The 21,252-nt window shown below is 58.1% G+C and carries 20 protein-coding genes; 15 read left to right on the forward strand and 5 right to left on the reverse strand.

Going from position 1 to position 21,252, the window contains the following annotated elements; genetic code table 11:
• Window positions 1-44: 44 nt before the first annotated feature.
• Entirely contained in the window at window positions 45-1,724 is a 1,680-nt protein-coding gene (treA, locus tag CUN67_RS07745) for an alpha,alpha-trehalase TreA (RefSeq protein WP_208714702.1), read from the reverse strand.
• A 207-nt stretch (window positions 1,725-1,931) separates the two neighbouring features.
• Between treA and ghrA the strand changes: the two genes are divergently transcribed.
• From ghrA to CUN67_RS07760, 3 genes are read left to right on the forward strand one after another with little or no spacing between them, the layout of a single operon-like run.
• A complete protein-coding gene (gene ghrA / locus CUN67_RS07750; protein ID WP_208714703.1) occupies window positions 1,932-2,870 on the forward strand; it encodes a glyoxylate/hydroxypyruvate reductase GhrA in 939 nt (312 codons plus the stop codon).
• A 47-nt stretch (window positions 2,871-2,917) separates the two neighbouring features.
• Window positions 2,918-3,655, forward strand: coding sequence for a phosphatase (locus tag CUN67_RS07755; protein WP_208714704.1), 738 nt, complete (start codon window positions 2,918-2,920; stop codon window positions 3,653-3,655).
• Window positions 3,656-3,682: 27 nt separating this feature from the next.
• Entirely contained in the window at window positions 3,683-4,243 is a 561-nt protein-coding gene (locus CUN67_RS07760; protein WP_208714705.1) for a TorD/DmsD family molecular chaperone, read from the forward strand.
• A 1-nt stretch (window position 4,244) separates the two neighbouring features.
• On the opposite strand, the gene CUN67_RS07765 is transcribed toward CUN67_RS07760, so the two are convergent.
• A complete protein-coding gene (locus CUN67_RS07765) occupies window positions 4,245-5,609 on the reverse strand; it encodes a CoA transferase (RefSeq protein WP_208714706.1) in 1,365 nt (454 codons plus the stop codon).
• A gap of 36 nt (window positions 5,610-5,645) precedes the next feature.
• Window positions 5,646-6,530 (reverse strand): DMT family transporter, encoded by an 885-nt coding sequence (locus CUN67_RS07770; RefSeq protein ID WP_208717104.1) that lies wholly within the window; start codon window positions 6,528-6,530, stop codon window positions 5,646-5,648.
• Between the two features lie 183 nt (window positions 6,531-6,713).
• Here CUN67_RS07770 and CUN67_RS07775 point away from each other — a divergent pair, with 183 nt between their 5' ends.
• Entirely contained in the window at window positions 6,714-7,439 is a 726-nt protein-coding gene (locus CUN67_RS07775; protein ID WP_208714707.1) for a glutamine amidotransferase, read from the forward strand.
• Here the strand turns inward: CUN67_RS07775 and CUN67_RS07780 are convergent.
• Window positions 7,427-7,990, reverse strand: a complete 564-nt coding sequence (locus CUN67_RS07780; RefSeq protein WP_208714708.1) for a class I SAM-dependent methyltransferase — start codon at window positions 7,988-7,990, stop codon at window positions 7,427-7,429. The two genes, CUN67_RS07775 and CUN67_RS07780, sit on opposite strands and share 13 nt — an antisense overlap.
• A gap of 248 nt (window positions 7,991-8,238) precedes the next feature.
• Between CUN67_RS07780 and exaC the strand changes: the two genes are divergently transcribed.
• Both exaC and CUN67_RS07790 read left to right on the forward strand, forming a co-directional pair.
• Complete coding sequence (gene exaC / locus CUN67_RS07785; RefSeq protein ID WP_208714709.1) at window positions 8,239-9,759, forward strand: acetaldehyde dehydrogenase ExaC; 1,521 nt, start codon at window positions 8,239-8,241, stop codon at window positions 9,757-9,759.
• Window positions 9,760-9,883: 124 nt separating this feature from the next.
• Window positions 9,884-11,221 carry an aryl-sulfate sulfotransferase gene (locus tag CUN67_RS07790; RefSeq protein ID WP_208714710.1) on the forward strand — a complete coding sequence of 446 codons (1,338 nt, stop codon included), beginning with the start codon at window positions 9,884-9,886 and terminating at the stop codon, window positions 11,219-11,221.
• Window positions 11,222-11,225: 4 nt separating this feature from the next.
• Here CUN67_RS07790 and CUN67_RS07795 read toward each other — a convergent pair whose 3' ends face one another.
• Window positions 11,226-11,417 (reverse strand): hypothetical protein, encoded by a 192-nt coding sequence (locus CUN67_RS07795; protein WP_208714711.1) that lies wholly within the window; start codon window positions 11,415-11,417, stop codon window positions 11,226-11,228.
• A gap of 128 nt (window positions 11,418-11,545) precedes the next feature.
• Here CUN67_RS07795 and CUN67_RS07800 point away from each other — a divergent pair, with 128 nt between their 5' ends.
• The 9 genes from CUN67_RS07800 (at window position 11,546) to glnT (ending at window position 21,163) form a co-directional block, all read left to right on the forward strand.
• Window positions 11,546-12,433 carry an ABC transporter substrate-binding protein gene (locus tag CUN67_RS07800; RefSeq protein WP_208714712.1) on the forward strand — a complete coding sequence of 296 codons (888 nt, stop codon included), beginning with the start codon at window positions 11,546-11,548 and terminating at the stop codon, window positions 12,431-12,433.
• Window positions 12,430-14,067, forward strand: coding sequence for an FAD-dependent oxidoreductase (locus CUN67_RS07805; protein WP_208714713.1), 1,638 nt, complete (start codon window positions 12,430-12,432; stop codon window positions 14,065-14,067). The genes CUN67_RS07800 and CUN67_RS07805 overlap by 4 nt, the downstream gene beginning before the upstream one ends.
• Window positions 14,055-14,822, forward strand: coding sequence for an SDR family NAD(P)-dependent oxidoreductase (locus CUN67_RS07810; protein WP_208714714.1), 768 nt, complete (start codon window positions 14,055-14,057; stop codon window positions 14,820-14,822). The genes CUN67_RS07805 and CUN67_RS07810 overlap by 13 nt, the downstream gene beginning before the upstream one ends.
• Window positions 14,819-15,601, forward strand: coding sequence for an amino acid ABC transporter ATP-binding protein (locus tag CUN67_RS07815; RefSeq protein ID WP_302882403.1), 783 nt, complete (start codon window positions 14,819-14,821; stop codon window positions 15,599-15,601). The genes CUN67_RS07810 and CUN67_RS07815 overlap by 4 nt, the downstream gene beginning before the upstream one ends.
• Before the next feature lie 67 nt (window positions 15,602-15,668).
• Window positions 15,669-16,550 carry an amino acid ABC transporter permease gene (locus tag CUN67_RS07820; RefSeq protein WP_254711385.1) on the forward strand — a complete coding sequence of 294 codons (882 nt, stop codon included), beginning with the start codon at window positions 15,669-15,671 and terminating at the stop codon, window positions 16,548-16,550.
• Between the two features lie 2 nt (window positions 16,551-16,552).
• The gene (locus CUN67_RS07825; protein ID WP_208714715.1) at window positions 16,553-17,620 is read left to right on the forward strand and encodes an LLM class flavin-dependent oxidoreductase; all 1,068 of its coding nucleotides are present in this window, start codon (window positions 16,553-16,555) and stop codon (window positions 17,618-17,620) included.
• Between the two features lies 1 nt (window position 17,621).
• On the forward strand, window positions 17,622-18,785 hold the full coding sequence (locus CUN67_RS07830; protein ID WP_208714716.1) for an aromatic ring-hydroxylating oxygenase subunit alpha: 1,164 nt from the start codon (window positions 17,622-17,624) through the stop codon (window positions 18,783-18,785).
• Window positions 18,786-18,796: 11 nt separating this feature from the next.
• A complete protein-coding gene (locus tag CUN67_RS07835; RefSeq protein ID WP_208714717.1) occupies window positions 18,797-19,783 on the forward strand; it encodes an aldo/keto reductase in 987 nt (328 codons plus the stop codon).
• 12 nt (window positions 19,784-19,795) lie between these two features.
• Complete coding sequence (gene glnT / locus CUN67_RS07840; protein ID WP_208714718.1) at window positions 19,796-21,163, forward strand: type III glutamate--ammonia ligase; 1,368 nt, start codon at window positions 19,796-19,798, stop codon at window positions 21,161-21,163.
• Window positions 21,164-21,252 lie beyond the last annotated feature (89 nt).

The raw sequence follows: 21,252 nt of genomic DNA on the forward strand, positions 1-21,252 counted from the left end.
CTTTTAACACCCGCGCGATAAATCGCGCCGCTACGGCTTGTCGATCAATGTATGGCAGTCAGCGTCGGCATATTGGGAATATCCCGTGCGCTGTTACAGGTTTTATCTTTCGGACAATATTTGTCGAGCAGCATCAGCGTCACGCCGTTGGTCCAGCCGAAGCCGTCCTGCAGGGGATATTCACCACCGCCGCCACCGCCAAGCTGGGCACCTTCCACCACGTATTTTTCTACCAGTTTATGCTGTTTGTCGTAGGTCATCTGGACGTTTTGCAGGAAGCGCTGACCAATCTGCTGCGCCAGTTGCGGTTGCTTATAATGCTCCAGCCCGGTCACGGCCACCCATTGCAAGGGTGCCCAGCCATTCGGTGCATCCCATTGCTGGCCGTTATTCACCGTGGTGGTCACCAGTCCACCGGGTTTCAGCAGCTGTTTCTCTACTGCGCCAGCCGTGCGATCCGCCTGTTTATCACTGGCGAGCTGCATATAAAGCGGGAACAGGGTGGCGGCGGTCAGCTGCGGTTGCACCTGCTTTTTCTGCCAGTTGTAATCGGCGTACCAACCCTGTTGCTCATTCCACAGATAACGGTTAATCGCCGCCTGGCGTTTTTCTGCCTGTGCAGCAAACTGCTGTGCCTGATCGTTGTTTTTCGCCAGCTTCTCCGCTTTGGCTAAGGTTTGTTCCAGATGGAACAGCAGACTGTTCAGATCGACAGGTGCCAGCTGCGTGGTGCGGATTGATGCCAGATTATGCGCATCAGTAAACCAGCGGGAACTGAAATCCCAGCCGGAGGCTGCACCTGCACGCAGATCGCGATACACCTGCTTTTTATCGCGTTGCGGTGCCTTCTGCGCGGTGTTGACGTCGTCCAGCCAGGATTCGGTGCGCGGCACATCACGATCGTCCCAGTAGCGATTGAGCAGGGTGCCGTCGCTCAGTTTGACAACCCTCTGGCTCGCCTGACCCGGGGCAACGTTGTCACTGCCTGCCATCCAGTAGTTATATTCCTTCTGCAACTGCGGCAGATACTTCGTATAGACACTCTCGCCGTCATGGGTTGCCAGCAAATCGATCATCAGACTAAAGAACGGCGGTTGTGAACGGCTCAGATAGTAGCTGCGGTTGCCGTTGGGGATATGGCCGTAACGATCAAGCTCCGAGGCGAAGTTATCCACCATATCCTGTACCCGATCCCAGTGACCGCTCTCCGCCAGACCAAGCATGGTGAAGTAGCTGTCCCAGTAATACACCTCACGGAAGCGGCCACCGGGAACCACATAGGGTTTCGGCAGCGGCAGCAGCGAATCGTACTGGCCGGTATTGGGTGTGGAACGGGTCAGGACCGGCCACAGGCCATCAATATGCGCCCGCAGGCTCTGCCCGGCAGGCGGCACATATTTATCCTGCGTGGCAGGCAAGGTGAAATTGGCATCGACGAAATGTTTTAAATCGAAGTTGCGCTGGTTCTTTTGCATCTGCCAGTCGGCAAGAATGGAAGAGGGATTATATTTCGGCACCGCATCGGCAAAGGTTTTCTGGTCCGGATAAAACTTAGCCTGTTGTACGGCATTGAAGAGTGGCCCGAGACGCACATCCGGAGGTTGTGGCTGGCTACTGAGCATACGGTTGTTATCTGCGGCCCCGGCAGTGACGGCCCCCATCAGCAGGGCGCTACTGAGTAACAGGCGAAAATGCCCCGGCGTGAATACGACATTTTTTATCATCGGTTTTTCTCCTTGTCCGAAAAAGTGGTGCGCTAACGCATTGACCACCCAAACAACTTTAGTCGCTATCGGGGGGGATGGCCGCCCGCAGCGCCGGAAATGTGAAGCACCCTGAATTAATCACGGCAGAAATTGCATTAACGCTAAGGTTTTTACTTGCCCTGCGGCGCTATTTCCCTGAGTCTGAAAGAAAAAAAGGAGAGCAGTATGGAGATCATCTGGTATCACCCGTCGATAGACCCCGAGAGCTGGCTCAGTGGGTTGCAACAGCGATTACCGCAGGCGCGGGTGCGCTACTGGCAACCAGGCGATAACGCCCCGGCGGATTATGCGGTGGTGCGTTCACCGCCGGTGGAAATGCTGAGCGGACGGGCCTTAAAAGGCGTATTCGGTATGGGGGCAGGCGTAGACGAAATCCTCAATCAGGTACAGCAGCATCCGCAGATGCTAGCGGCAGACGTCCCCTTGTTCCGGCTGGAAGATACCGGTATGGCGCTACAGATGCAGGAGTATGCCACCTGGTGTGTACTGGGCTGGTTCCGGCGCTTCGCTGACTATCAACACCTGCAACAGCAGGCGCAGTGGCAGCAGCTTGATGGTTACACGCGGGAAAATTTCACCATTGGTATCCTCGGCGCTGGCGTGCTGGGCCGCAGCGTGGCGCAGAGCCTGATCCAGTGGGGTTTTCCGGTACGTTGCTGGAGCCGCTCAGCGAAATCACTCGCAGGCATTGAAACCTTTCACGGTGCTGATCAGCTGGCAGCCTTTCTTGACGGCACTCAGGTGTTGATTGACCTGTTGCCGACCACCCCAGAAACCACCCACCTGATCGACAAAAAATTGTTTAGCTGTCTGCCGCAGGGGGCGTTCTTCCTCAATATCGCGCGTGGCGCACACGTCGTTGAAGACGATTTGCTGGCGGCGCTCAACAGCGGGCAACTGGCGGCCGCGACGCTGGATGTATTCCAGACCGAGCCATTACCGGCAGATCATCCGCTGTGGTCACATCCGCATGTCACAATTACGCCACATAATGCTGCGATGACGTTGCCGCAAGAGGCGATGGATTATATTGCAGATGCCATACTGAAGCTGGAGCAGGGGTTACCGGCTCCCGGTCTGGTTGATCGTCAGCGCGGTTATTAATTCATTTTGCCGTTTGCCTGTTGCAGACGGCCTGTCAGGAGAAGCCGATGTATCCCGTCGATTTACATATGCATACCGTTGCCAGTACCCATGCCTACAGCACGCTGCATGACTATGTGGTGCAGGCGAAACAAAACGGTCTGAAGCTGTTCGCGATTACCGATCACGGTCCGGATATGGCCGATGCGCCACATTACTGGCACTTCGTCAACATGCGCATCTGGCCGCGCGTGATTGATGGTGTCGGCGTGCTGCGTGGCATTGAAGCCAATATCAAAAATCAGCAGGGCGAGATCGACTGTAGCGGCCCGATGCTGGATGCGCTGGATTTGATCGTAGCCGGTTTTCATGAGCCGGTGTATGCCCCGCGTGATAAAGCCCACCATACCGAAGCGATGATCGCCGCCATGGCCGGTGGCCTGGTGCATATCATCAGCCATCCGGGGAATCCTAAGTTTCCGGTAGATATCCGCGCCATCGCCGAAGCGGCCGCGCATTATGATGTGGCGCTGGAGATCAACAACTCGTCATTCACCCATTCGCGTCCGGGCAGTGAGCCCAACTGTCGCGCCATCGCTGAAGCGGTGCGTGATGCCGGTGGCCGTCTGGCGTTTGGCTCCGATTCCCATACCGCCTTCACCCTCGGTCATTTCGAGCATTGCCTGCGCATCACGCGGGAAGTGGATTTTCCCGAAGATCGCGTGTTAAATGTCACGCCGCGCCGCCTGCTCGATTTTCTTGAGCAGCGCACCGGCAAGCACATTGCCGAACTGGCGGATTTTTAACTTTTTTGCCTCAAGGAATCCTGTTGTATGAATGAGTTTTCCATTCTTTGCCGCGTCATCGGCTCGCTGTTCAATCGTCAGCCGCAGGACCCGCTGCTGGTGCCGCTTTTCACCTTGTTACGTGAAGGCAAATTACAGGCGCAGTGGCCGCTGGAGCAGGATGAACTGCTGACCCGGCTGCAACAGAACAGCGATCCGCAGGCGCTGGCGGCCGATTACAATGCCTTATTCGTCGGCAGCGATTGCAGCGTGCCGCCTTATGCGTCGCAGTGGCCGAACGGGCCAACCGAAGCTGAAGTGCGTGCGTTTCTTAGCTCGCGCGGGATGCCACTCGGTGAAGCCCCTGCCGATCATTTCGGTCAGCTGCTGCTGGCGGCTTCCTGGCTGGAAGACCAGTCGGCGGAAGATGAATCTGCCGCACAACTGGCGTTGTTTGATGATTACCTGCTGCCATGGTGCGGTGCGTTCCTTGGCAAAGTGGAAGCGCATGCCAGCACCGCGTTCTACCGCACGCTGGCGATGCTGAGCCGCGAAGCTATTCAGGCGATGCGCGATGAGCTGGCGGAAAGCGAAGACGACGCCGAGTAACTTACCAGTGGGCGCTGCTGCTGCCGAGAGGCACGCCCGGTGTCGCCCACAGCTGTGGCGTGCCTGGCAGGTATGACGCGGCACGCAGCCTTGCGCCAATGCCCCAGTGGGTAATTTCCAGCGTGGGCAGGACATCATCGGATTGAGAGGCGATGCCGGTCTGCTCATTGCCTGGCGCAAAACCGTGTTGCTGCAACAGCAGCGCAGTGCGCGCCAGCGACAAACGTGCCTGCCAGCCGCTGCCGTTGTTACGCCGCTGGCGTAACCCTTCCAGTACTGCGGCCGCCAGCATATAACCGGTGGCGTGATCCAGCGCCTGCACCGGTAAGGGCGTGGGTGTCGCGCTACCGCTCCACTGCATCCCCTGATGCGCAATGCCGCAGGCCATCTGTACCAGGCTGTCGAAACCGCGTCGATTGCGCCACGGACCGCTCCATCCCCAGGCATTCAGGCTGACATCCACCAGTCCCGGTGATAGCTGCTGGCGTGTGGCGGTATCCAGCCCCAGTTTCTCCAGCGCATCAGCGCGATAGCCATGCACCAGCACATCGGCCTGGGCCAGCAGGCTGCGTAGCTGTGCCAGCCCGTTACGGCTTTTCAGGTCCAGCCGGGCGCAGCGTTTGCCGCTGGTGATCTCCTCTTCCAGCGTCGGTTCCTGCCAGTCGGGGGGATCGATACGCAGCACCCTGGCACCGAGGCTGGCGAGAAAACGGGTGGCGACCGGGCCAGCAATGATGCGCGTCAGATCCAGCACGCGGATGCCGTACAACGGACGTGCTGCGCTCAGCGGCCAGTCGGGGATTGTCCCGCCCGCGATGGGTTGCTGGGCGAACAACGGTTCCTGGCTGACGGCAATCCCCTGCGGATGTTGTTGCCACTGCTGCACGCTGCGCATTGCGGCGGCGCACCCGCCCGCATCCACCACCGCTTGCTCCAGTGTCCCGGCTGACCACGCCATGACTTCCGCCGCCAGCGCGGCGCGATCCGCATGAACGCCGAGCACGCTTTCCATCGCCTGCCGATGATGTGGCGCGTTGGTATGCAGGCGGATCCAGCCATCAGCGGTGGCATAGTCACCGGCAAACGGGTCCCACAGCGCAGCGGCCGGGCGATTCAGGGGGATAAAGCTATGCTGGAACCAGCGCGAGGCCAGTCGCACATTCACACTTACCGGTGCCGGACGGCCCAGTAAATCGCTCAGCGCCTGGGTCGCCAGGCCGATGCTGGTGGCGGCCAGTTCACTGACAGCGTAGCGGGAACGAAAGGTATCGGGTTGGGAAAAGACCAGCGGGGGAGCGGTGTCGTCTGCGCCGCGTAATCCCTGCCACATCTGCTGCCAGAGTGCGGCAGCGAGTGAATAATCCATGCGAAGCCTCCGGATAAATCGCGGTTCTCAAGTCGATCAGCGACGGCGCAGACGCGGAAAACGCGCGTGCATGCGCAGATTACGCAGGTTAATCACTGCAATTGCCGTACCCAGTACCACCAGAGATGCACCCAGGATCTTAAAACTGTTCAGGCTATCGCCCAGAATAGCAATCCCCATCAGCACCGCCAGCACCGGGGTCAGCAGCGAGTAGGGCATGATCAGATTGACGTTGTACTTTTTCAGCAGCGCGTACCACAGGGTATAGGCGACGATAGACGAGGCGAGTGCGCTGTAAAGAATGCCAAACCAGCCACGCCAGCCAGCATGGCTCAACGAATAAAATTGTTGTGATTCAGTGAGCCATGACGCCACGCCGACAATCGGCACTGCCAGAAACGAAATCCATCCGGTCAGGGTCAGTGGCTTAATCGGCGGGGATTTTTTCACGATCATATTGCTTACCGCCCAGCCGGTGGCGCTGCACAGCAGGATACAAAGTACCCACCAGGCCGGAATCGTCGGGCTGCCGGACAGCACCACCACACCGCTCAGGGAAATCGCGATGCCAATCAGCTGCACCAGGCGGAGTTTCTCTTTCAGTATCACCATCGCCAGCAGCATGGCAATCGGGGTGCCGAGCTGCACCACAATCGCGCCGGTCCCGGCGTCGGTATAACGCATACCGACAAACAACAGCGAGAAGTGCATAAAACCGAAGGTGAAGGCCAGCGCCAGCAACCACGGCAATTGCTCACGGGTGATGCGGCAGAAGGGGATCAGTACAATCGCCACCACCACAAAGCGCATCCAGGTCAGGAACAGTGGCGGAAGCTCCAGCAATCCCCACTTTATCGCTATGTTATTGAAGGCCCAGATGGAAACCACCATCAGAACCACAAAAAAATGCCGCACCGCCACAATGTCATCCTTCACACAAATTTTGCTCTCACCGGCTAATCATGGCATGAAGCGAAGTATTTGGTGCAGGCCGGGTAAAAATAATTTCTTTAAATGCTTAACCACGAAAAATATAAGACATCGCAGGTAATTACTGTCAGACTGGTTTTCCGAAATATGACCTTGCAGAGGACAGTCTTCGGAATGACACAGACCCGCGCTTTACCCCTTGCCTTAATTCAGCTTGAAGTCCCGCCACCGGCCGTTGTGGCGCAAATTGGTGAACAACCCGCCTGGTTTATTGATGCGCTGGCATTGCAGCCTGCTGATTACGTGATTGTGCGTCCGCACCTTGGCGATGCGCTGCCCGTATTTGACAGCATCAGTGGGGCGATCCTCAGTGGTTCCTGGGCGATGGTCACCGATCATGCCGAATGGAGTGAACGCACCGCCGCCTGGATTCGCGCCGCGCTGGAAGCGGAACTGCCGCTGCTTGGCGTCTGCTACGGGCATCAGCTGATGGCCTATGCGCTGGGCGGTAAAGTGGCCGATAACCCCAATGGCTGGGAGCGGGGACTCAAAGCGCTGACGCGCCACCCGCAGGCGGAAAACGATCCGTGGCTGGCTGCGCTGCCGGAGGATTTCGAGGCCTGGTTGTCGCATCGCCAGTCGGTGATCACCCCTCCGGCGCAGGCGCAGGTGCTGGCGTCCTCTGCACAGGATGGTTGTCAGATTTTGCGTTATTCCGCTCAGGCGTTATCGGTACAATTCCACCCGGAATTCAGTCGCAACATTATGCTCGCTTGTCTGCCAGAGGGTGAGTCTGATGACGGCAGTGAACTGGCGGGGGAAGATTGGGCGCGGGAACTGCTGCGCAGCTTCTGGCAACAAACGCGGCCTCAGCCGCGCGTGCAGGCTCAGGGCGCGTAGTGACGGGTGCAGCGATAAACCCAGGCGGGGGGCACATTTTTCAGCACCCGCTGACGCTGCCAGGTGAAATAGCGTGACAGGCTGGGCTGCGTGAGCGAGGTGTACTGAAACTGCACAAACACGCCACGTGGACCCAGCGCATCATGCACCGCGTGCAGAATCGCTTCGCGCGTGGTCGGCGGCAGCGACAGCAAAGGCAGACCGGAGAAGATGGCATCATATTCTCCGGACAAATATTCCGCTGAACAGGCGCGTACCTGCATACGGTCATCCGGGAAGGTACGCAGCGTCTTCACCAGCTCCGGGCTGATCTCAAACACATCCAGTTGGGCCTGCGGTGACATGCGGTCCAGAATCTGCCGCGTCAGTACGCCATCTCCTGCTCCCAGCTCAGCAATACGCAGGCTGTGGTCCCAGTTCACGGCATCCGTCATGGTGCGACACAGCGTGGCGGAGGAGGGGGTAATACTTCCCATCTTGCGGGGGTTGCGAATGAACTGATGAACAAAGTTTGCTTTGGCGCGCATTAACGTCAGGGCTGAAGCCAACATCTCTTTCTCCTGGTTAGTGTCCTGTTTCATATTGACCCTATTTATGGGCCATGTTTCGCTTTTTGCTGCGTGGCAGGCAAAACTCAGAATTATCCGTAGAGCTCAAACAGATAACACCGCACCGGTTTTCCTTCGGCGCGGTCACAGTTTCCCATCGGCAGATCTGACAGGTTGGCATTGATCGATCAATGTTAATAACAGGTTTCAAAGTTGTTGCATACCACCTCTGTCCCGCAAGGAGAAAACCCATGCGTTATGCCGCTCCTGGAGAACAAGGTTCTCTGATTACACTACAACAGCGTTATGGCAACTTTATCAACGGTGAGTTTGTCGCACCGGTTAACGGTAATTACTTCGTCAACACCTCGCCGATCAATACCTCACCCATTGGTGAGTTCCCGCGCTCAGACCGCGATGATGTCGATAATGCTGTCGCTGCCGCGCATGCGGCTGCGGATGCCTGGGGTAAAACGTCGCCGCAGGCTCGTTCATTGGTACTGCTGAAAATCGCCGACCGCCTGGAGGAAAATCTCGAATACCTGGCTGTGAATGAAACCTGGGATAATGGCAAACCGGTGCGCGAAACCCTCGCTGCCGATATGCCACTGGCAGTGGATCACTTCCGCTATTTCGCCGGTTGCGTGCGCGCCCAGGAAGGTACGGCGGCAGAAATCGATGAATTCACCGCGTCTTACCACTTCCATGAACCGCTGGGCGTGGTGGGGCAGATTATCCCGTGGAATTTCCCGTTGCTGATGGCGGCGTGGAAACTGGCACCGGCGCTGGGAGCCGGTAACTGCGTGGTGCTGAAACCGGCGGAACAGACGCCGCTATCCATCACCCTGTTTATGGAGCTGATTAAAGACCTGGTGCCGCCCGGTGTGATCAACGTGGTGCATGGCTACGGTAAAGAAGCCGGTGAAGCGCTGGCCTCGCATCCCGGCATCGCCAAAATTGCCTTTACCGGATCGACGGCCACCGGTGGCCATATCCTCGAACTGGCGGCGAAAAGCCTGATTCCTTCGACTGTCGAGCTGGGCGGTAAATCCCCGAATATCTTCTTCGAAGACATTATGCAGGCGGAGGAGAGCTTCATTGAGAAAGCGGCAGAAGGGGTGGTGCTGGGCTTCCTGAATCAGGGCGAAGTCTGTACCTGCCCGTCACGCGCGCTGGTACAGGAGTCGATCTTCGAACCCTTTATGGCGGCGGTGATGAAACGCATCAAAACCATTAAACGGGGCAACCCGCTGGATACCGAAACGATGATCGGTGCTCAGGCCTCACAGCAGCAGTTTGATAAAATCCTCTCCTATCTGGAGATTGCCCAGCAGGAAGGGGCGCAGGTGCTGCATGGCGGCGGCATTGAAAGCGTGGGTGAAGAGTTTGCCAGCGGCTACTACATCCAGCCGACGCTGCTGAAAGGCAGCAACAGTATGCGCGTGTTCCAGGAGGAAATCTTTGGGCCAGTGGTGGGCGTGCTGACTTTTAAAGATGAAGCGGAAGCCATCGCCCTCGCCAATGATTCGATGTACGGACTGGGGGCCGGTGTCTGGACGCGTGATATCAACCGTGCTTACCGCATGGGCCGTGCGATTAAAGCCGGGCGTGTGTGGACCAATTGCTACCATCTCTATCCGGCGCACGCCGCGTTTGGCGGTTACAAAAAATCCGGTATTGGCCGCGAAACCCACAAAATGATGCTCGATCATTATCAGCAAACCAAAAACCTGCTGGTGAGCTACAGCACCCAGCCACTCGGCTTCTTCTGATGCTTCAGGCAGCGGGTTCGCCCGCTGCTTTTTTTCCTGCCATGCCCCATTCGGACTATTCCTGTCACCCTTCGCGTCTACCCTTTAAGGGCTTTTTCATTTTTCAGACACAGGATGGTGAACCATGCGATATGCGGCAAGGTTGTCTGGCGGCCTGTTACTGGCAGCCAGTTTTACCGCTTCGGCAATCCCGAGTGCCATACCCACTGGCGTGACCTGGTACGATCCCGCACGAGCCTGGAACGGTTTTGTTTTGTTTCCCGGCAGTGATAACCAAACCCATCTGATCGATATGACCGGTAAAGAGGTGCACCGCTGGCAATACGAGGGTTTTCCCAGCTGGCCGGTGCCGCTGGATCGGGCCGGTGGGCAACCCGGCCATCTGCTGGTGCAGCTGGAACGGCAGCAAAAGCTGGCGGCGGAGGCCAATCCTGGCAACGGGCTGGTGAATGCCAGCGTGGCGGAAGTGGATTGGAACGGCAAGGTGCAGTGGCACTACGGCAGCCAGCAGCAGCCGGTGCACCAGCATCATGAAATCCAGCGTCTGCCTAATGGTAACACCCTGGTGCTGGGTGCTGCGTTACGGCAGCTGCCGGGTTACCACTACCGGGTTATTGATAACAGCATTGAAGAGGTCTCGCCGCAGGGTAAAAAAGTGTGGAGCTGGTCGGTGGCCGATCATCTGGATGAACTGGGCTTTTCTGCGGCGCAACTATTGATGATCCGCGATAGCGAGGACGCCGATTTCCTGCATATGAATACCGCAGCACCGCTCGGCCCGAATCACTGGTTCGATCAGGGGGATCAACGGTTTGCCCCGGACAACATTCTGTTTAACTCGCGCAACGGCAATGTCGCGGTGATTATCGATCGCCACAGCGGCAAAGTGGTGTGGCGTATCGGGCCAGATTATCCGGCTCTGAAACTGGATACGCCGCTGCCACGCCCGCTCGATCAGATGATAGGCGAACACGATGTACATATGATCGGGCCGGGGCTGCCAGGTGCGGGTAATTTGCTGATTTTCGATAATCAGGGTAATGCCGGTTTTCCGCCCACCCGGCAGGGTTTTTTCTCTGCATCGCGCGTGATTGAGGTGAACCCGCAGACCAGGCAGATTGTCTGGGAATACACCGGTGAGAAATCCGGCCTGGCGATCTCCACCTTTTATAGCGCTTATATCAGTAATGCCCAGCGTCTGCCGAATGGCAACACGCTAATCAATGAAGGGCAGAGCGGACGGCTGTTTCAGGTGACGCCGCAGGGACAGATCGTCTGGGAGTATGTCAGCCCGTTTTATGGCAAAGCGATGCCGCGCGATCATTATGTGTCGAACACCGTTTATCGTGCCTATATGGTGGATTATCGCTGGGCACCACCAGGCACGCCGCATAGCGAGCAGGCAGTCACCGCTGATTGCACGCGTTATCCGGCATTGCCTGGGTGTCCGATCTATCACTAAACCGCTACGTCTGCATGCCGTCATTGGCCTGGTCGGCATAAATGCCGACCCTACGTTTGTAGGGTGCGGATTCATCCGCACCGGCAGTCTGCACCATCAGCTCACTTTTTGCACTCCATTGGTGATTCTCTGTCCAGCACGCCAGGCCGCACCAGATGCCGCCTGGCGTGCTATCCCTTGCGCTCTGTGCGCTCATGATTAATTAATCAGTTATTTAAAAACTGGCATAGCGCTTGCAATTCTTCCTGCGCACCATCTTCGTTTTTTGCTTTTTTAAGTCATCAGGGTCTTCAGGCATGTTGCCTTTCTACTGGAGTTAAAAGCATGAGAATGAAAAGTCTGGTTGTTGCTGCATCGCTGTTGGTTTCTGCCCTCACGCCATATGTTGTTCAGGCGGCTGACGCGCCGCTGAAAATGCATGCTGATCTGCATGCCCAGCTGCCGGAAAAAATCCGCAGCAGTAAAACCCTCAACCTGGTTACCGATGCCCATTACCCGCCGTGCGAATCCTTCGCCGAAGATAACAAAACCATGGTCGGTTTCGAGCCGGATCTGTGGGATGCACTCGGCCAGGTGCTGGGGGTTAAAGTCAAACCGGTGTCGATTGATTTCGCCGGGCTGATCCCTGGGGTGAAAAGTGGTCGCTACGATGTGGCGATGGAGTGCATCTCTGACAGTGACGAACGTGAAAAGCAGGTTTCATTTGTTAACTATGCCTACGCCACCAGCGAGGTGTACACCCTCGCCAGTGAGAAATCTATCACCAACGATCCGCTGACCCTGTGCGGCCTGAAAGTAGGCGTGCAGACCGGTACTGACTTCGAAAAGGCCATCAGCGAGATCTACAGCCCGAACTGCAGCAAAAACGGCAAACCGGCGCTCCAGCAGGTGACATTACCTTCTGCTGACGCGGTGCTGCTGGGCCTCTATTCGGGGCGTGTGGATTTCGTCCTCAATGATGCGGCCTCGGTGGATGATATTAAGAAAAAAGCGCCGCATCCGATCCGCACCGTGCAGATGCCGCTGATGCCGAAATACTACCTCGGCATCGTGGTGGCAAAAGAGAACACTCAACTGGCGGATGTGCTGCTGAAGGCGCTCAACGTGCTGCATGAAACCGGCACTTACGACAGGATCATGGAGAAGTGGGATCTGGAGGCAATGAAGCTGGATAAACCCGGCATCAACCTCACCAGCACGCAGCCATTATGACGGTGCAGCAACGCCAGTGTGATGTGCTGATCATCGGCTCCGGCGGTGCGGCGCTGTGTGCAGCACTGCGCGCCGCGGTCGGTGGCTTATCCGTGCTGGTGCTGGAAAAAAGCGCCTGGCTGGGTGGCACCACGGCGATGTCCGGTGGTGCCACCTGGGTGCCTGCTAACCACCACGCGCACGCAGCCGGACTGACAGATTCACCGCAGCTGGCACTCGATTATTTGCGCGCTGCGGCCCCTGATGGCTGGCAAAGCACCGAAGATGCGCTGTGGCAGGCCATGACACAACAGGCCGCGTCGATGCTGGCGTTTATTGAACAACACAGCGCACTGCGTTTTGCCCTCACCAGGGAGAGCGATCCGTTATGGCCACTGGCGGGGGCAGTGCAGCAGGGCCGGATGCTGGCACCAAAGCCGTTACAACCCCGGCAACGGTGGCGCTTACGGCCCACGCCGCTGCCGCGTCTGTTTACTTATCACGAACTGTTGAGCAGCGATCTCTGGCACCAGCCGGTGCGCACGTATCTGCGCCATCTGCCGCAGCTGCTGCGTCGCCAGTGGCGCGGAGAGCTGACCAAAGGAGCGGCGCTGGTGGCCGGTTTGCTCGATGCCTGCCAGGCGGCGGGCTGTGAGTTGATCACTGCAGCAGCGGCGGAGCGATTGCTGATGAGCGGCAGCCATCAGGTCAGCGGGGTGCGTTATCGGCATCAGGGGCGGGTGATGGAGGTGACGGCACGCTGCGGCGTGGTGATCGCCAGCGGTGGCTTTGAATGGGATCAACAACGCCGCAGCCAGCATTTTCCCGGTCCGTATGATTTTATCGCCAGCCCACGGGATAACAGCGGCGACGGACAACGCATGGCCGAGGCGGCTGGTGCGCAGCTGGCGCATATGGATCAGGCCACCATCAGTGGCGGTATCCCGGCACTGCCAGGCCAGCCGTGGAGTGGCTTGTCGATTTTCTTTCATTACGAACCCAACGCGATTCTGGTTAATCGTCATGGTCAGCGTTTTACCAATGAATTTGTCTTCAATCTGGGGGTAGCGCTGGATGCGCGTGATGAACAGGGACAGCCACGGCAGCTGCCGGTGTGGCTGATCAGTGATGCGCGTCTGCTGCGGCGTGCACCGCTGCTGCGTTACTACCGCTGGCGCTCACCCGGCTGGATCCGTCAGGCCGCAACGCTGGCGCAGCTGGAGCAGCAGCTGGCGTTACCGGAAGGGGCGCTGCAAGCCAGTGTGGCGCGGTTTAATCAGGGCTGCGCACAGGGGCTGGATATGGATTTCTCGCGCCATCTCAGCGCGGCACATGGCAAAGCCGACCGGCACTTGCAGGGCGGTCTGGCACCGATCTGCCATGCGCCTTTTATTGCTATTCCCTTTAACCGCACCTTCCTCGCCACCAAAGGCGGGCCGCGTACCGATGCCAGCGGCAACGTGTTGCATCGGGATGGTCAGCCGCTGGCCGGGTTGTATTGCGCGGGTGCGGCAATGGCGAATCCGATTGGCAGCAAAGCGGTGGGTGCCGGGACGACACTCGGTCCCAATCTGACCTGGGGCTACATCTGTGGCAACTCGCTGCTGGCGCGCCATCAGGCCTTAACTCAGGAGCCAACATTATGCACAGCGTAAAAACCGCGCTGATTACCGGCGGTTCGCGCGGCGTCGGGCTGCACATGGCCCGTGAGCTGGCGCAGCAGGGTTATGCCATCGCGTTACTGGTACGCAGCGATCGTGAGGCGGCACAACGCGCGGTTTCTCAGCTCCAGCAACAGGGAGCAGACGCGGCGTTCTGGCAGGTTGATATCACCGACCGTCACGCCGTGCAGCAGGTACTGGCACAGGTGGTGCAGACCCTCGGCACGCCGTGCCTGCTGGTGAATAACGCCGGTGCTACGGCGGCGGCTCCGTTGCTGGAGCTGAGCGACCATCAGTGGCAGCAGGTGTTGCACACCCAGCTGACCGGCACCTTTGTGATGAGTGTGGAAACGGTACGGCTAATGGCTCCGGGTGGCGTCATCATCAATATTGCGGGCGCTTCGGCCCATCGCTGCTACCCCAATGCCGGGGCCTTTGGTCCGTCGAAAGCTGGGGTGGTTAACCTCACGGCACAAATGTCGATCGAATGGGCGTCGCGGGGCATTCGCGTCTGTGGCATCAGTCCAGGGCCGATCCGTGATTCTGACAGCCATTGGGCTACGGACGAGCCGCTGCTGGCGCAGGAGGTGGCACGTTTACCGCTACAACGGCCGGTGAGCGGGGATGAGGTGGCGCGCAGCGTCGCTTTCCTCGCCTCGGATGCAGCGGCCTCTTTTACCGGCCAGATGCTGATCCTCGACAGCGGTGGCCTGAATACCTGGTACATGACCGAACAGGAGGCGAGATGAGCAAAACGTTAATGGTGGATGCCCGACAGGTCACCAAATCGTTTCACGGCGTGGAGATCCTCAAAGGCGTGGATCTTAGCGTTGAACAGGGGGAAGTGGTGTGCCTGATTGGCCCGTCTGGCTCCGGCAAATCCACCTTTCTGCGCTGTATCAATCATCTGGAGAAAATCGATGGCGGTGAGTTGTGGGTCAATGGCGGCATGGTGGGGTATCGCCTGCAAGGGGACAAACTTTACGAGCTGAAGGAGGCCGACGTGGCGCGCAACCGCGTCAATATCGGCATGGTGTTTCAGCGCTTCAATTTGTTCGGCCATATGACGGCGCTGGAAAACGTCATGGAAGCGCCGATGACGGTGAAAAAAGTGCCACGCACCCAGGCGATGGAGGAAGCCAGGGCGTTGCTGGATCGCGTCGGCCTGAGCCATCGTTATCATTCGCGCCCGGCAGCGCTTTCTGGTGGTCAGCAGCAACGAGTCGCTATCGCCCGCGCCATGGCGATGAAACCCTCGCTGATGTTGTTTGATGAACCGACCAGTGCGCTCGATCCGGAACTGGTGGGGGAAGTGCTGGCGGTCATGCGCGATCTGGCACGCGACGGTATGACCATGGTGATCGTCACCCACGAGATGGGGTTCGCACGTGATGTGGCAAATCGTGTCGCTTTTATGGATAACGGCGCGATTATTGAAGTCTCTGAATCCAGACACTTTTTCGCCGCTCCTCGCCATCCACGTACCCGGGATTTTCTCGCCCGTGTGCACGCGGTGAGCGCAGAGTGATTGACAGACGCTGACGCAAACTGTAGATCTTAATTAATCAGTTAATTAAATTTGTCCGGTTGAAACGATGAAGAGAACGCTGATGACGGATAAAACATTGACCTCTCCGCTGAACACCACAGCGGATCACACCCGCCACGTAGTGGCGCAGCGCTATCCAGGCCGCTGGATCTCTGCACTGGTGCTGGCCGTGCTGCTGGCGCTGGTGGCGCATTCGATGATCACTAACCCGAATTTCGCCTGGGACACGGTGGGCAAATACCTGTTTTCGCCCACTATCCTGCTTGGCCTGTGGACCACCTTCTGGCTGACGCTGGTGATTATGCTGCTGGCTATCGTGCTCAGCGTGGTGCTGGCGGTGATGCGCCTCTCCAGTAACCCGCTGGTCGTCGGTTTCAGCCGGGGCTGGATCTGGTTCTTCCGGGGCACGCCGGTGCTGGTGCAGCTGATTTTCTGGTACAACCTCGCGGCGCTCTATCCGCAGGTCAGTCTCGGTATTCCCGGCCTGTTTACCTTGTGGAGCGGCAGCACCAACGATCTGATTACCCCACTGGCGGCGGCGATCCTCGGTCTTGGCCTGAATGAATCGGCGTATATGGCGGAGATTATCCGTGCGGGTATCTCGTCAGTAGATGAGGGGCAGCAGGAAGCGGCGCGGGCGCTGGGTATGACGCGCGGCCAGTATCTGAAGCGGGTGATCCTGCCGCAGGCTATCCCTTTTATCATCCCGCCGACGGGCAATCAGGTGATTGGCATGCTGAAAACCACTTCGCTGGTGAGCGTGATTTCCCTGTCGGATTTGCTCTACTCGGCGCAGGCGATCTACTCACGCACCTACGAAAACATTCCGCTGCTGATCGTCGCCTGCATCTGGTATCTGGTCGCCACCACCGTGCTCAGTCTGGTGCAGGCGCGTGTTGAACATCACTATCGCTGGACGCGGGGCTAATTATGCAACTCGGCTTGTTTAATCTGATGTCCTACAAAGACAACCCGCGCGGTGTGCAGGGGGTGATTGAGGATATGCGCAGCATGGTGCTGCTGGCGGAAGAGATTGGTTTCGATACCGCCTGGTTTGCTGAGCACCACTTCACCAATTATTCCCTTAGCGTATCGCCGCTGATGCTGGTGGCGCATATGGCGGGCTATGCCCGGCGTATCCGCCTCGGCACCGCCGTCGTGGTGCTGCCGCTGTATCAGCCGATGCGTATCGCGCAGGAGATAGCCCTGGTGGACCGCCTGACGGAAGGACGGCTGGTGTTGGGCATCGGCAGTGGTTACCAGGCGTGGGAGTTTGATCGTTACGGGCTGGATGTGGAAACCCGGGGTCAGCAACTGCTGGCGCACTGGCAGTTTATCAGCGATGCCCTGACTCAGGGGCACACGCAGTCACCGGACCGTTTCGGCCAGCCGTTGCGCACCGATTTTCTGCTCGACACGCTGCAGAAGCCACTGCCGCCGCTCTATCTCACCTCATCCAATCCGCAGCTGATTGCGCAGTTTCAGCGCTGGCAGGCGACGCCGTTTTTTACCGCCGGCTATCGCGGCAGCCACAAGTTGCAGCAGATGGTAGCGGATGCACGCCTTGGCTGGCAACAGGCGGGCCTGAACGCCGATATGCCGGTCGCGGTGCAGCAATACATCCACGTGACAGAAAATCGTCAGCAGGCGCACGCCGCAGCCGAGCGCGCGCTGTTTGTCGCCCGCATGATCGCCGCCCTGCGCGAGAACACCAGCGTCAGCGAACAGGCATTTATCCATGCGCCGCCGTTGCCGGATGAGCCATCACTGGAGACGGTCAGCAATAACCTGATGATTGGCGATGCGGAAACGGTCGCCGAACGCATGCTGGCGGAGATCCGTGCCATCCGTCCCAGCCACTACAACTGTTTCTTCCAGTTTGGCGATATGCCGATTGCCGATGCGCGCCGTTCGCTGACGCTGTTTGGCGAACGCGTATTGCCGCTGCTGGAAAAAGAACTAGGTCCATTGACCCTTCGCACCGCCAGAGGAGAGTGAAATGTATCGCGAGAGAATTGATGTAGTGTTTGATGATGGCGACAGCATTCTGCAACGGATGCTGGAGCAGCAGCAACATGATGCCAGCCGTTCAGAGACGTTGCCGCCCGCGGCCTATAACAGCGACAGTTTCTTCCGTCTCGAAGAAGACAAAGTGTTCCGTCAGGACTGGCTGTTTGTTGGCCATGTTTCGCAGGTGGCCAACCTGAATGACTTTTTCACCCTGGATGTGGTGGGTGAACCGTTGCTGATCGTACGCAACGATGCAGGTATTGCGGTGTTCTCCAACGTCTGTCTGCATCGCTGGGCACCGATTGCTCAGGGCAGCGGTAACAGCCGCTCTTTTATTTGTCCGTTCCACAACTGGACTTACAACACCCACGGCAAGCTGAGCGGTGCGCCATCAATGAATCAGGCGCAGGATTTTGACCGGCAGCAGTGCAGCCTGCCGAAGATCCGTCATGAGGTGGTGTTCGGCATGATTTTCGTCACCTTCAATGCCGATGCACCGTCGATGGCCGAGCGACTGGCCCCCATGGCTGAGCGTTTCGAACGCTACCACTTTGCCGATCTGGTCACCGCCTACACGCTGGATTACGACTGCCCCTACAACTGGAAAATGGCTATCGAGACCTTTATGGAATGCTATCACCACGCGGCGGTGCACCGCACCACGCTGGAGGATAGCTTCCCCGGTCGCCTCAGCTCCATCATCGATGATGGCCCGGGCTGGACTATCTGCCATCAGCCGCTGCGGAAAAACGGTGAGCTGAGCGAGATCCTGACCGAAGGCCTGGAACCCTTTAGCGGCCTGAATGATGATCAGATGCGCTACAGCGAGCTGGTGTTGCTCTATCCCAATTGCCTGATTTCACTTAACCCGGATCGTATCTCCATCAGTGCCATTTTGCCTGTCTCCCCGCATGCCACCAAATGGCATCGCGTGGTGCTGGTATCGCGTGCATCCGCCGCGCGGGATGACTTTGCCCAGACCGCCGAGAGTATGAAGCAGGGCAGCCTGACCATCATCGATGAAGATCAGTGGATAAATGCCGAGCAGCAGCGCGGCAGCCGTTCGCGTCTGGCCCGGCCGGGACGGCTAAGCCATCTCGAAACCACCGTCTGGCATCTGGCCAATTACCTGAAAACCCGCATGGCGGAGTGAGGAGCAAGGCAATGCGTTATGTGAAGCTGGGGCACTCCGGGCTGGAAGTTTCCGCACTTTGTCTGGGAACGGTGACCTATGCGCCACCGGCGCGCAGTGGCCGGAGCTGGACGCTGGACGAAGAGGCCAGCCGGGTGTTGATCCGTGAGGCACTGGAGCAGGGGATTAACTTTTTCGACAGCGCCAACATCTACGCCAAAGGAGCGAGTGAAGAGATTCTCGGCCGTGCACTGCGGGATTTCGCGCAGCGCGATGAGGTGGTGATCACCAGCAAAGTTTACAACCCGATGCGCAGCGGCCCGAACAGCAAAGGGTTATCGCGCAAGGCGATTATGCAGGAGTGCGATCATAGCCTGCGTCGTCTTGGTACCGACTATATCGACCTGTACGAAATCCATCGCTGGGACAACGACACGCCGATTGAAGAGACGCTGGAAGCGCTGCACGACCTGGTGAAGATGGGCAAGGTGCGTTATCTCGGCGCCTCGTCAATGTTCGCCTGGCAGTTCAGCAAAGCGTTGCAAATCCAGAAGTACGAACGCTGGAGCCGTTTTATCGCCATGCAAAACCACCTCAACCTGATCTATCGCGAGGAGGAGCGCGAGATGCTGGCGTTGTGTCAGGCGGAAGGCGTAGCGGTGACGCCGTGGAGCCCGCTGGCGCGAGGCCGTCTGGCTCGTCCGGTGGAGGCGGCGAAAGCCAGCACGCGTGGTGCGGATGACAGCTATACCGATTTTCTCTATGCCGCCACCGCCCAGGCAGACAACGCGGTGATCCGCGTGGTGGAGCAGGTGGCGCAAACGCGCGGTGTGCCGATGGCGCAGGTGGCACTGGCATGGCTTTACAGCCGTCCGGCGGTGGTCTCCGCCGTCATCGGGGCCACCCGTTCCCTGCACCTGAGCGACGCGCTGGCGGCGCTGGATCTAACGTTGAGCGCGGATGAAATTACCGCGCTGGATGCACCCTATATTCCCCATTCTATTGTTGAACATGACTAAGGCAGGGCATAAATGAAAACCGCGCAACAGATCGCCGAAATCAAACAGGCCCTGATGGCCAAAGGGGTGGAGTATTGCATGGGGGCATACGTGGATATCCACGGCGTGCCAAAGGGCAAAGTGGTGCCAATCGGGCATCTGGATCAGATGGCGCAGGGCTCGGAACGTTATACCGGTTATGCCCTCGATGGCCTGGGCCAGTCTCCGCATGAGGACGAACTGACCTCGGTGCCGGATCTTGACCATATCATCCAGCTGCCGTGGGAGCCGAAAATTGCCTGGATGCCCGCCGACAACCACTTCAAAGGCGAACCCTATGCGCTCAGCACCCGGGTGGCATTGCAGAATGTGATTAAACAGGCCAACGCGATGGGTTTTGGTTTTAACCTTGGCATCGAGTGTGAGATCTACCTGCTGAAACGCGAGGAAGACGGGCGTCTGGTGGTGCCGGAGCGTGATAACAAACTGAACAAACCCTGCTATGACTTGCAGGGCTTTGTCGACCAGTTTGGCTGGCTGGATGAGGTCTCCTCCACCATCAATGCGCTGGGCTGGGATCTCTATTCACTCGATCATGAAGACGGCAACTCGCAATACGAGTTTGACTTCAACTACGCTGACGCGCTGACCACCTGCGATCGCTTTATCTTCTTCCGTTTTATGGCGAAACATTACGCCAAACAGCGTGGGCTGATTGCCACCACCATGCCGAAGCCGTTTGCCGATAAAACCGGCACTGGCGCGCATTTCAATATGTCGCTGTATGACATCCACAGCGGGGCCAACCTGTTTAAGCGTGATGCTACCAGCGCCGATGACCCCTGGGGACTGGGGCTGAGCGACACCGGTTATCACTTTATTGGTGGGTTGCTGAAACATGGCCGCGCACTTTGCGCTGCGTTTGCGCCGACGGTGAACAGCTACAAACGCCTGGTGCGCCAGGGGGCAATGAGCTACTTCTCGTGGGCACCGGTGTTCAACTCGTGGGGGTCGAATAACCGTACCAACGCGGTGCGCGTCCCGGCAGGCGGTGGGCGTTGTGAATCACGTAATGCGGATGGTGCGGTGAACCCTTATCTGGCAGCAACGCTGGCGCTGGCGGCCGGTCTGGAAGGTATCCGTGAGAAGATCGACCCGCGTCAGCCGAATGAAGACAACCTTTATGCCATCAGCGAAGCCGAACGTCGCGAGCGGGGTATCGACTTCCTGCCGCAAAACCTGCTGGAAGCGGTGGAAGCCTTTGATGCCGATCCGTTTGTCGCGGCGACATTGGGAGAAGCGCTGAAGAAAGAGTTTATCCACTATAAATTGCAGGAGTGGAACAGCTATCACCTGCACGTCAGCCAGTGGGAAATAGATCGCTACAGCACCATTTTTTGATGTGCGAATCCGTAGCGGCGCGATTTATCGCGCCATTCCGTGCGGGCTGCCGGGAAAACCCGCGCGATAAATCGCGCCGCTACAAGAGA

The sequence above is a fragment of the Pantoea cypripedii genome, from assembly GCF_011395035.1.
Taxonomy (GTDB): Bacteria; Pseudomonadota; Gammaproteobacteria; order Enterobacterales; family Enterobacteriaceae; genus Pantoea; species Pantoea cypripedii_A.

Coding starts and splice junctions, on each gene's coding strand:
- CUN67_RS07805 (WP_208714713.1), top strand. CDS start 12,430: ATGACGGTGCAGCAACGCCAGTGTGATGTGCTGATCATCGGCTCCGGC.
- CUN67_RS07810 (WP_208714714.1), top strand. CDS start 14,055: ATGCACAGCGTAAAAACCGCGCTGATTACCGGCGGTTCGCGCGGCGTC.
- CUN67_RS07795 (WP_208714711.1), bottom strand. CDS start 11,417: ATGAGCGCACAGAGCGCAAGGGATAGCACGCCAGGCGGCATCTGGTGC.
- CUN67_RS07755 (WP_208714704.1), top strand. CDS start 2,918: ATGTATCCCGTCGATTTACATATGCATACCGTTGCCAGTACCCATGCC.
- CUN67_RS07825 (WP_208714715.1), top strand. CDS start 16,553: ATGCAACTCGGCTTGTTTAATCTGATGTCCTACAAAGACAACCCGCGC.
- CUN67_RS07775 (WP_208714707.1), top strand. CDS start 6,714: ATGACACAGACCCGCGCTTTACCCCTTGCCTTAATTCAGCTTGAAGTC.
- CUN67_RS07780 (WP_208714708.1), bottom strand. CDS start 7,990: ATGTTGGCTTCAGCCCTGACGTTAATGCGCGCCAAAGCAAACTTTGTT.
- treA (WP_208714702.1), bottom strand. CDS start 1,724: ATGATAAAAAATGTCGTATTCACGCCGGGGCATTTTCGCCTGTTACTC.
- CUN67_RS07790 (WP_208714710.1), top strand. CDS start 9,884: ATGCGATATGCGGCAAGGTTGTCTGGCGGCCTGTTACTGGCAGCCAGT.
- CUN67_RS07800 (WP_208714712.1), top strand. CDS start 11,546: ATGAGAATGAAAAGTCTGGTTGTTGCTGCATCGCTGTTGGTTTCTGCC.
- ghrA (WP_208714703.1), top strand. CDS start 1,932: ATGGAGATCATCTGGTATCACCCGTCGATAGACCCCGAGAGCTGGCTC.
- CUN67_RS07815 (WP_302882403.1), top strand. CDS start 14,819: ATGAGCAAAACGTTAATGGTGGATGCCCGACAGGTCACCAAATCGTTT.
- CUN67_RS07835 (WP_208714717.1), top strand. CDS start 18,797: ATGCGTTATGTGAAGCTGGGGCACTCCGGGCTGGAAGTTTCCGCACTT.
- glnT (WP_208714718.1), top strand. CDS start 19,796: ATGAAAACCGCGCAACAGATCGCCGAAATCAAACAGGCCCTGATGGCC.
- CUN67_RS07830 (WP_208714716.1), top strand. CDS start 17,622: ATGTATCGCGAGAGAATTGATGTAGTGTTTGATGATGGCGACAGCATT.
- CUN67_RS07765 (WP_208714706.1), bottom strand. CDS start 5,609: ATGGATTATTCACTCGCTGCCGCACTCTGGCAGCAGATGTGGCAGGGA.
- exaC (WP_208714709.1), top strand. CDS start 8,239: ATGCGTTATGCCGCTCCTGGAGAACAAGGTTCTCTGATTACACTACAA.
- CUN67_RS07820 (WP_254711385.1), top strand. CDS start 15,669: ATGAAGAGAACGCTGATGACGGATAAAACATTGACCTCTCCGCTGAAC.
- CUN67_RS07760 (WP_208714705.1), top strand. CDS start 3,683: ATGAATGAGTTTTCCATTCTTTGCCGCGTCATCGGCTCGCTGTTCAAT.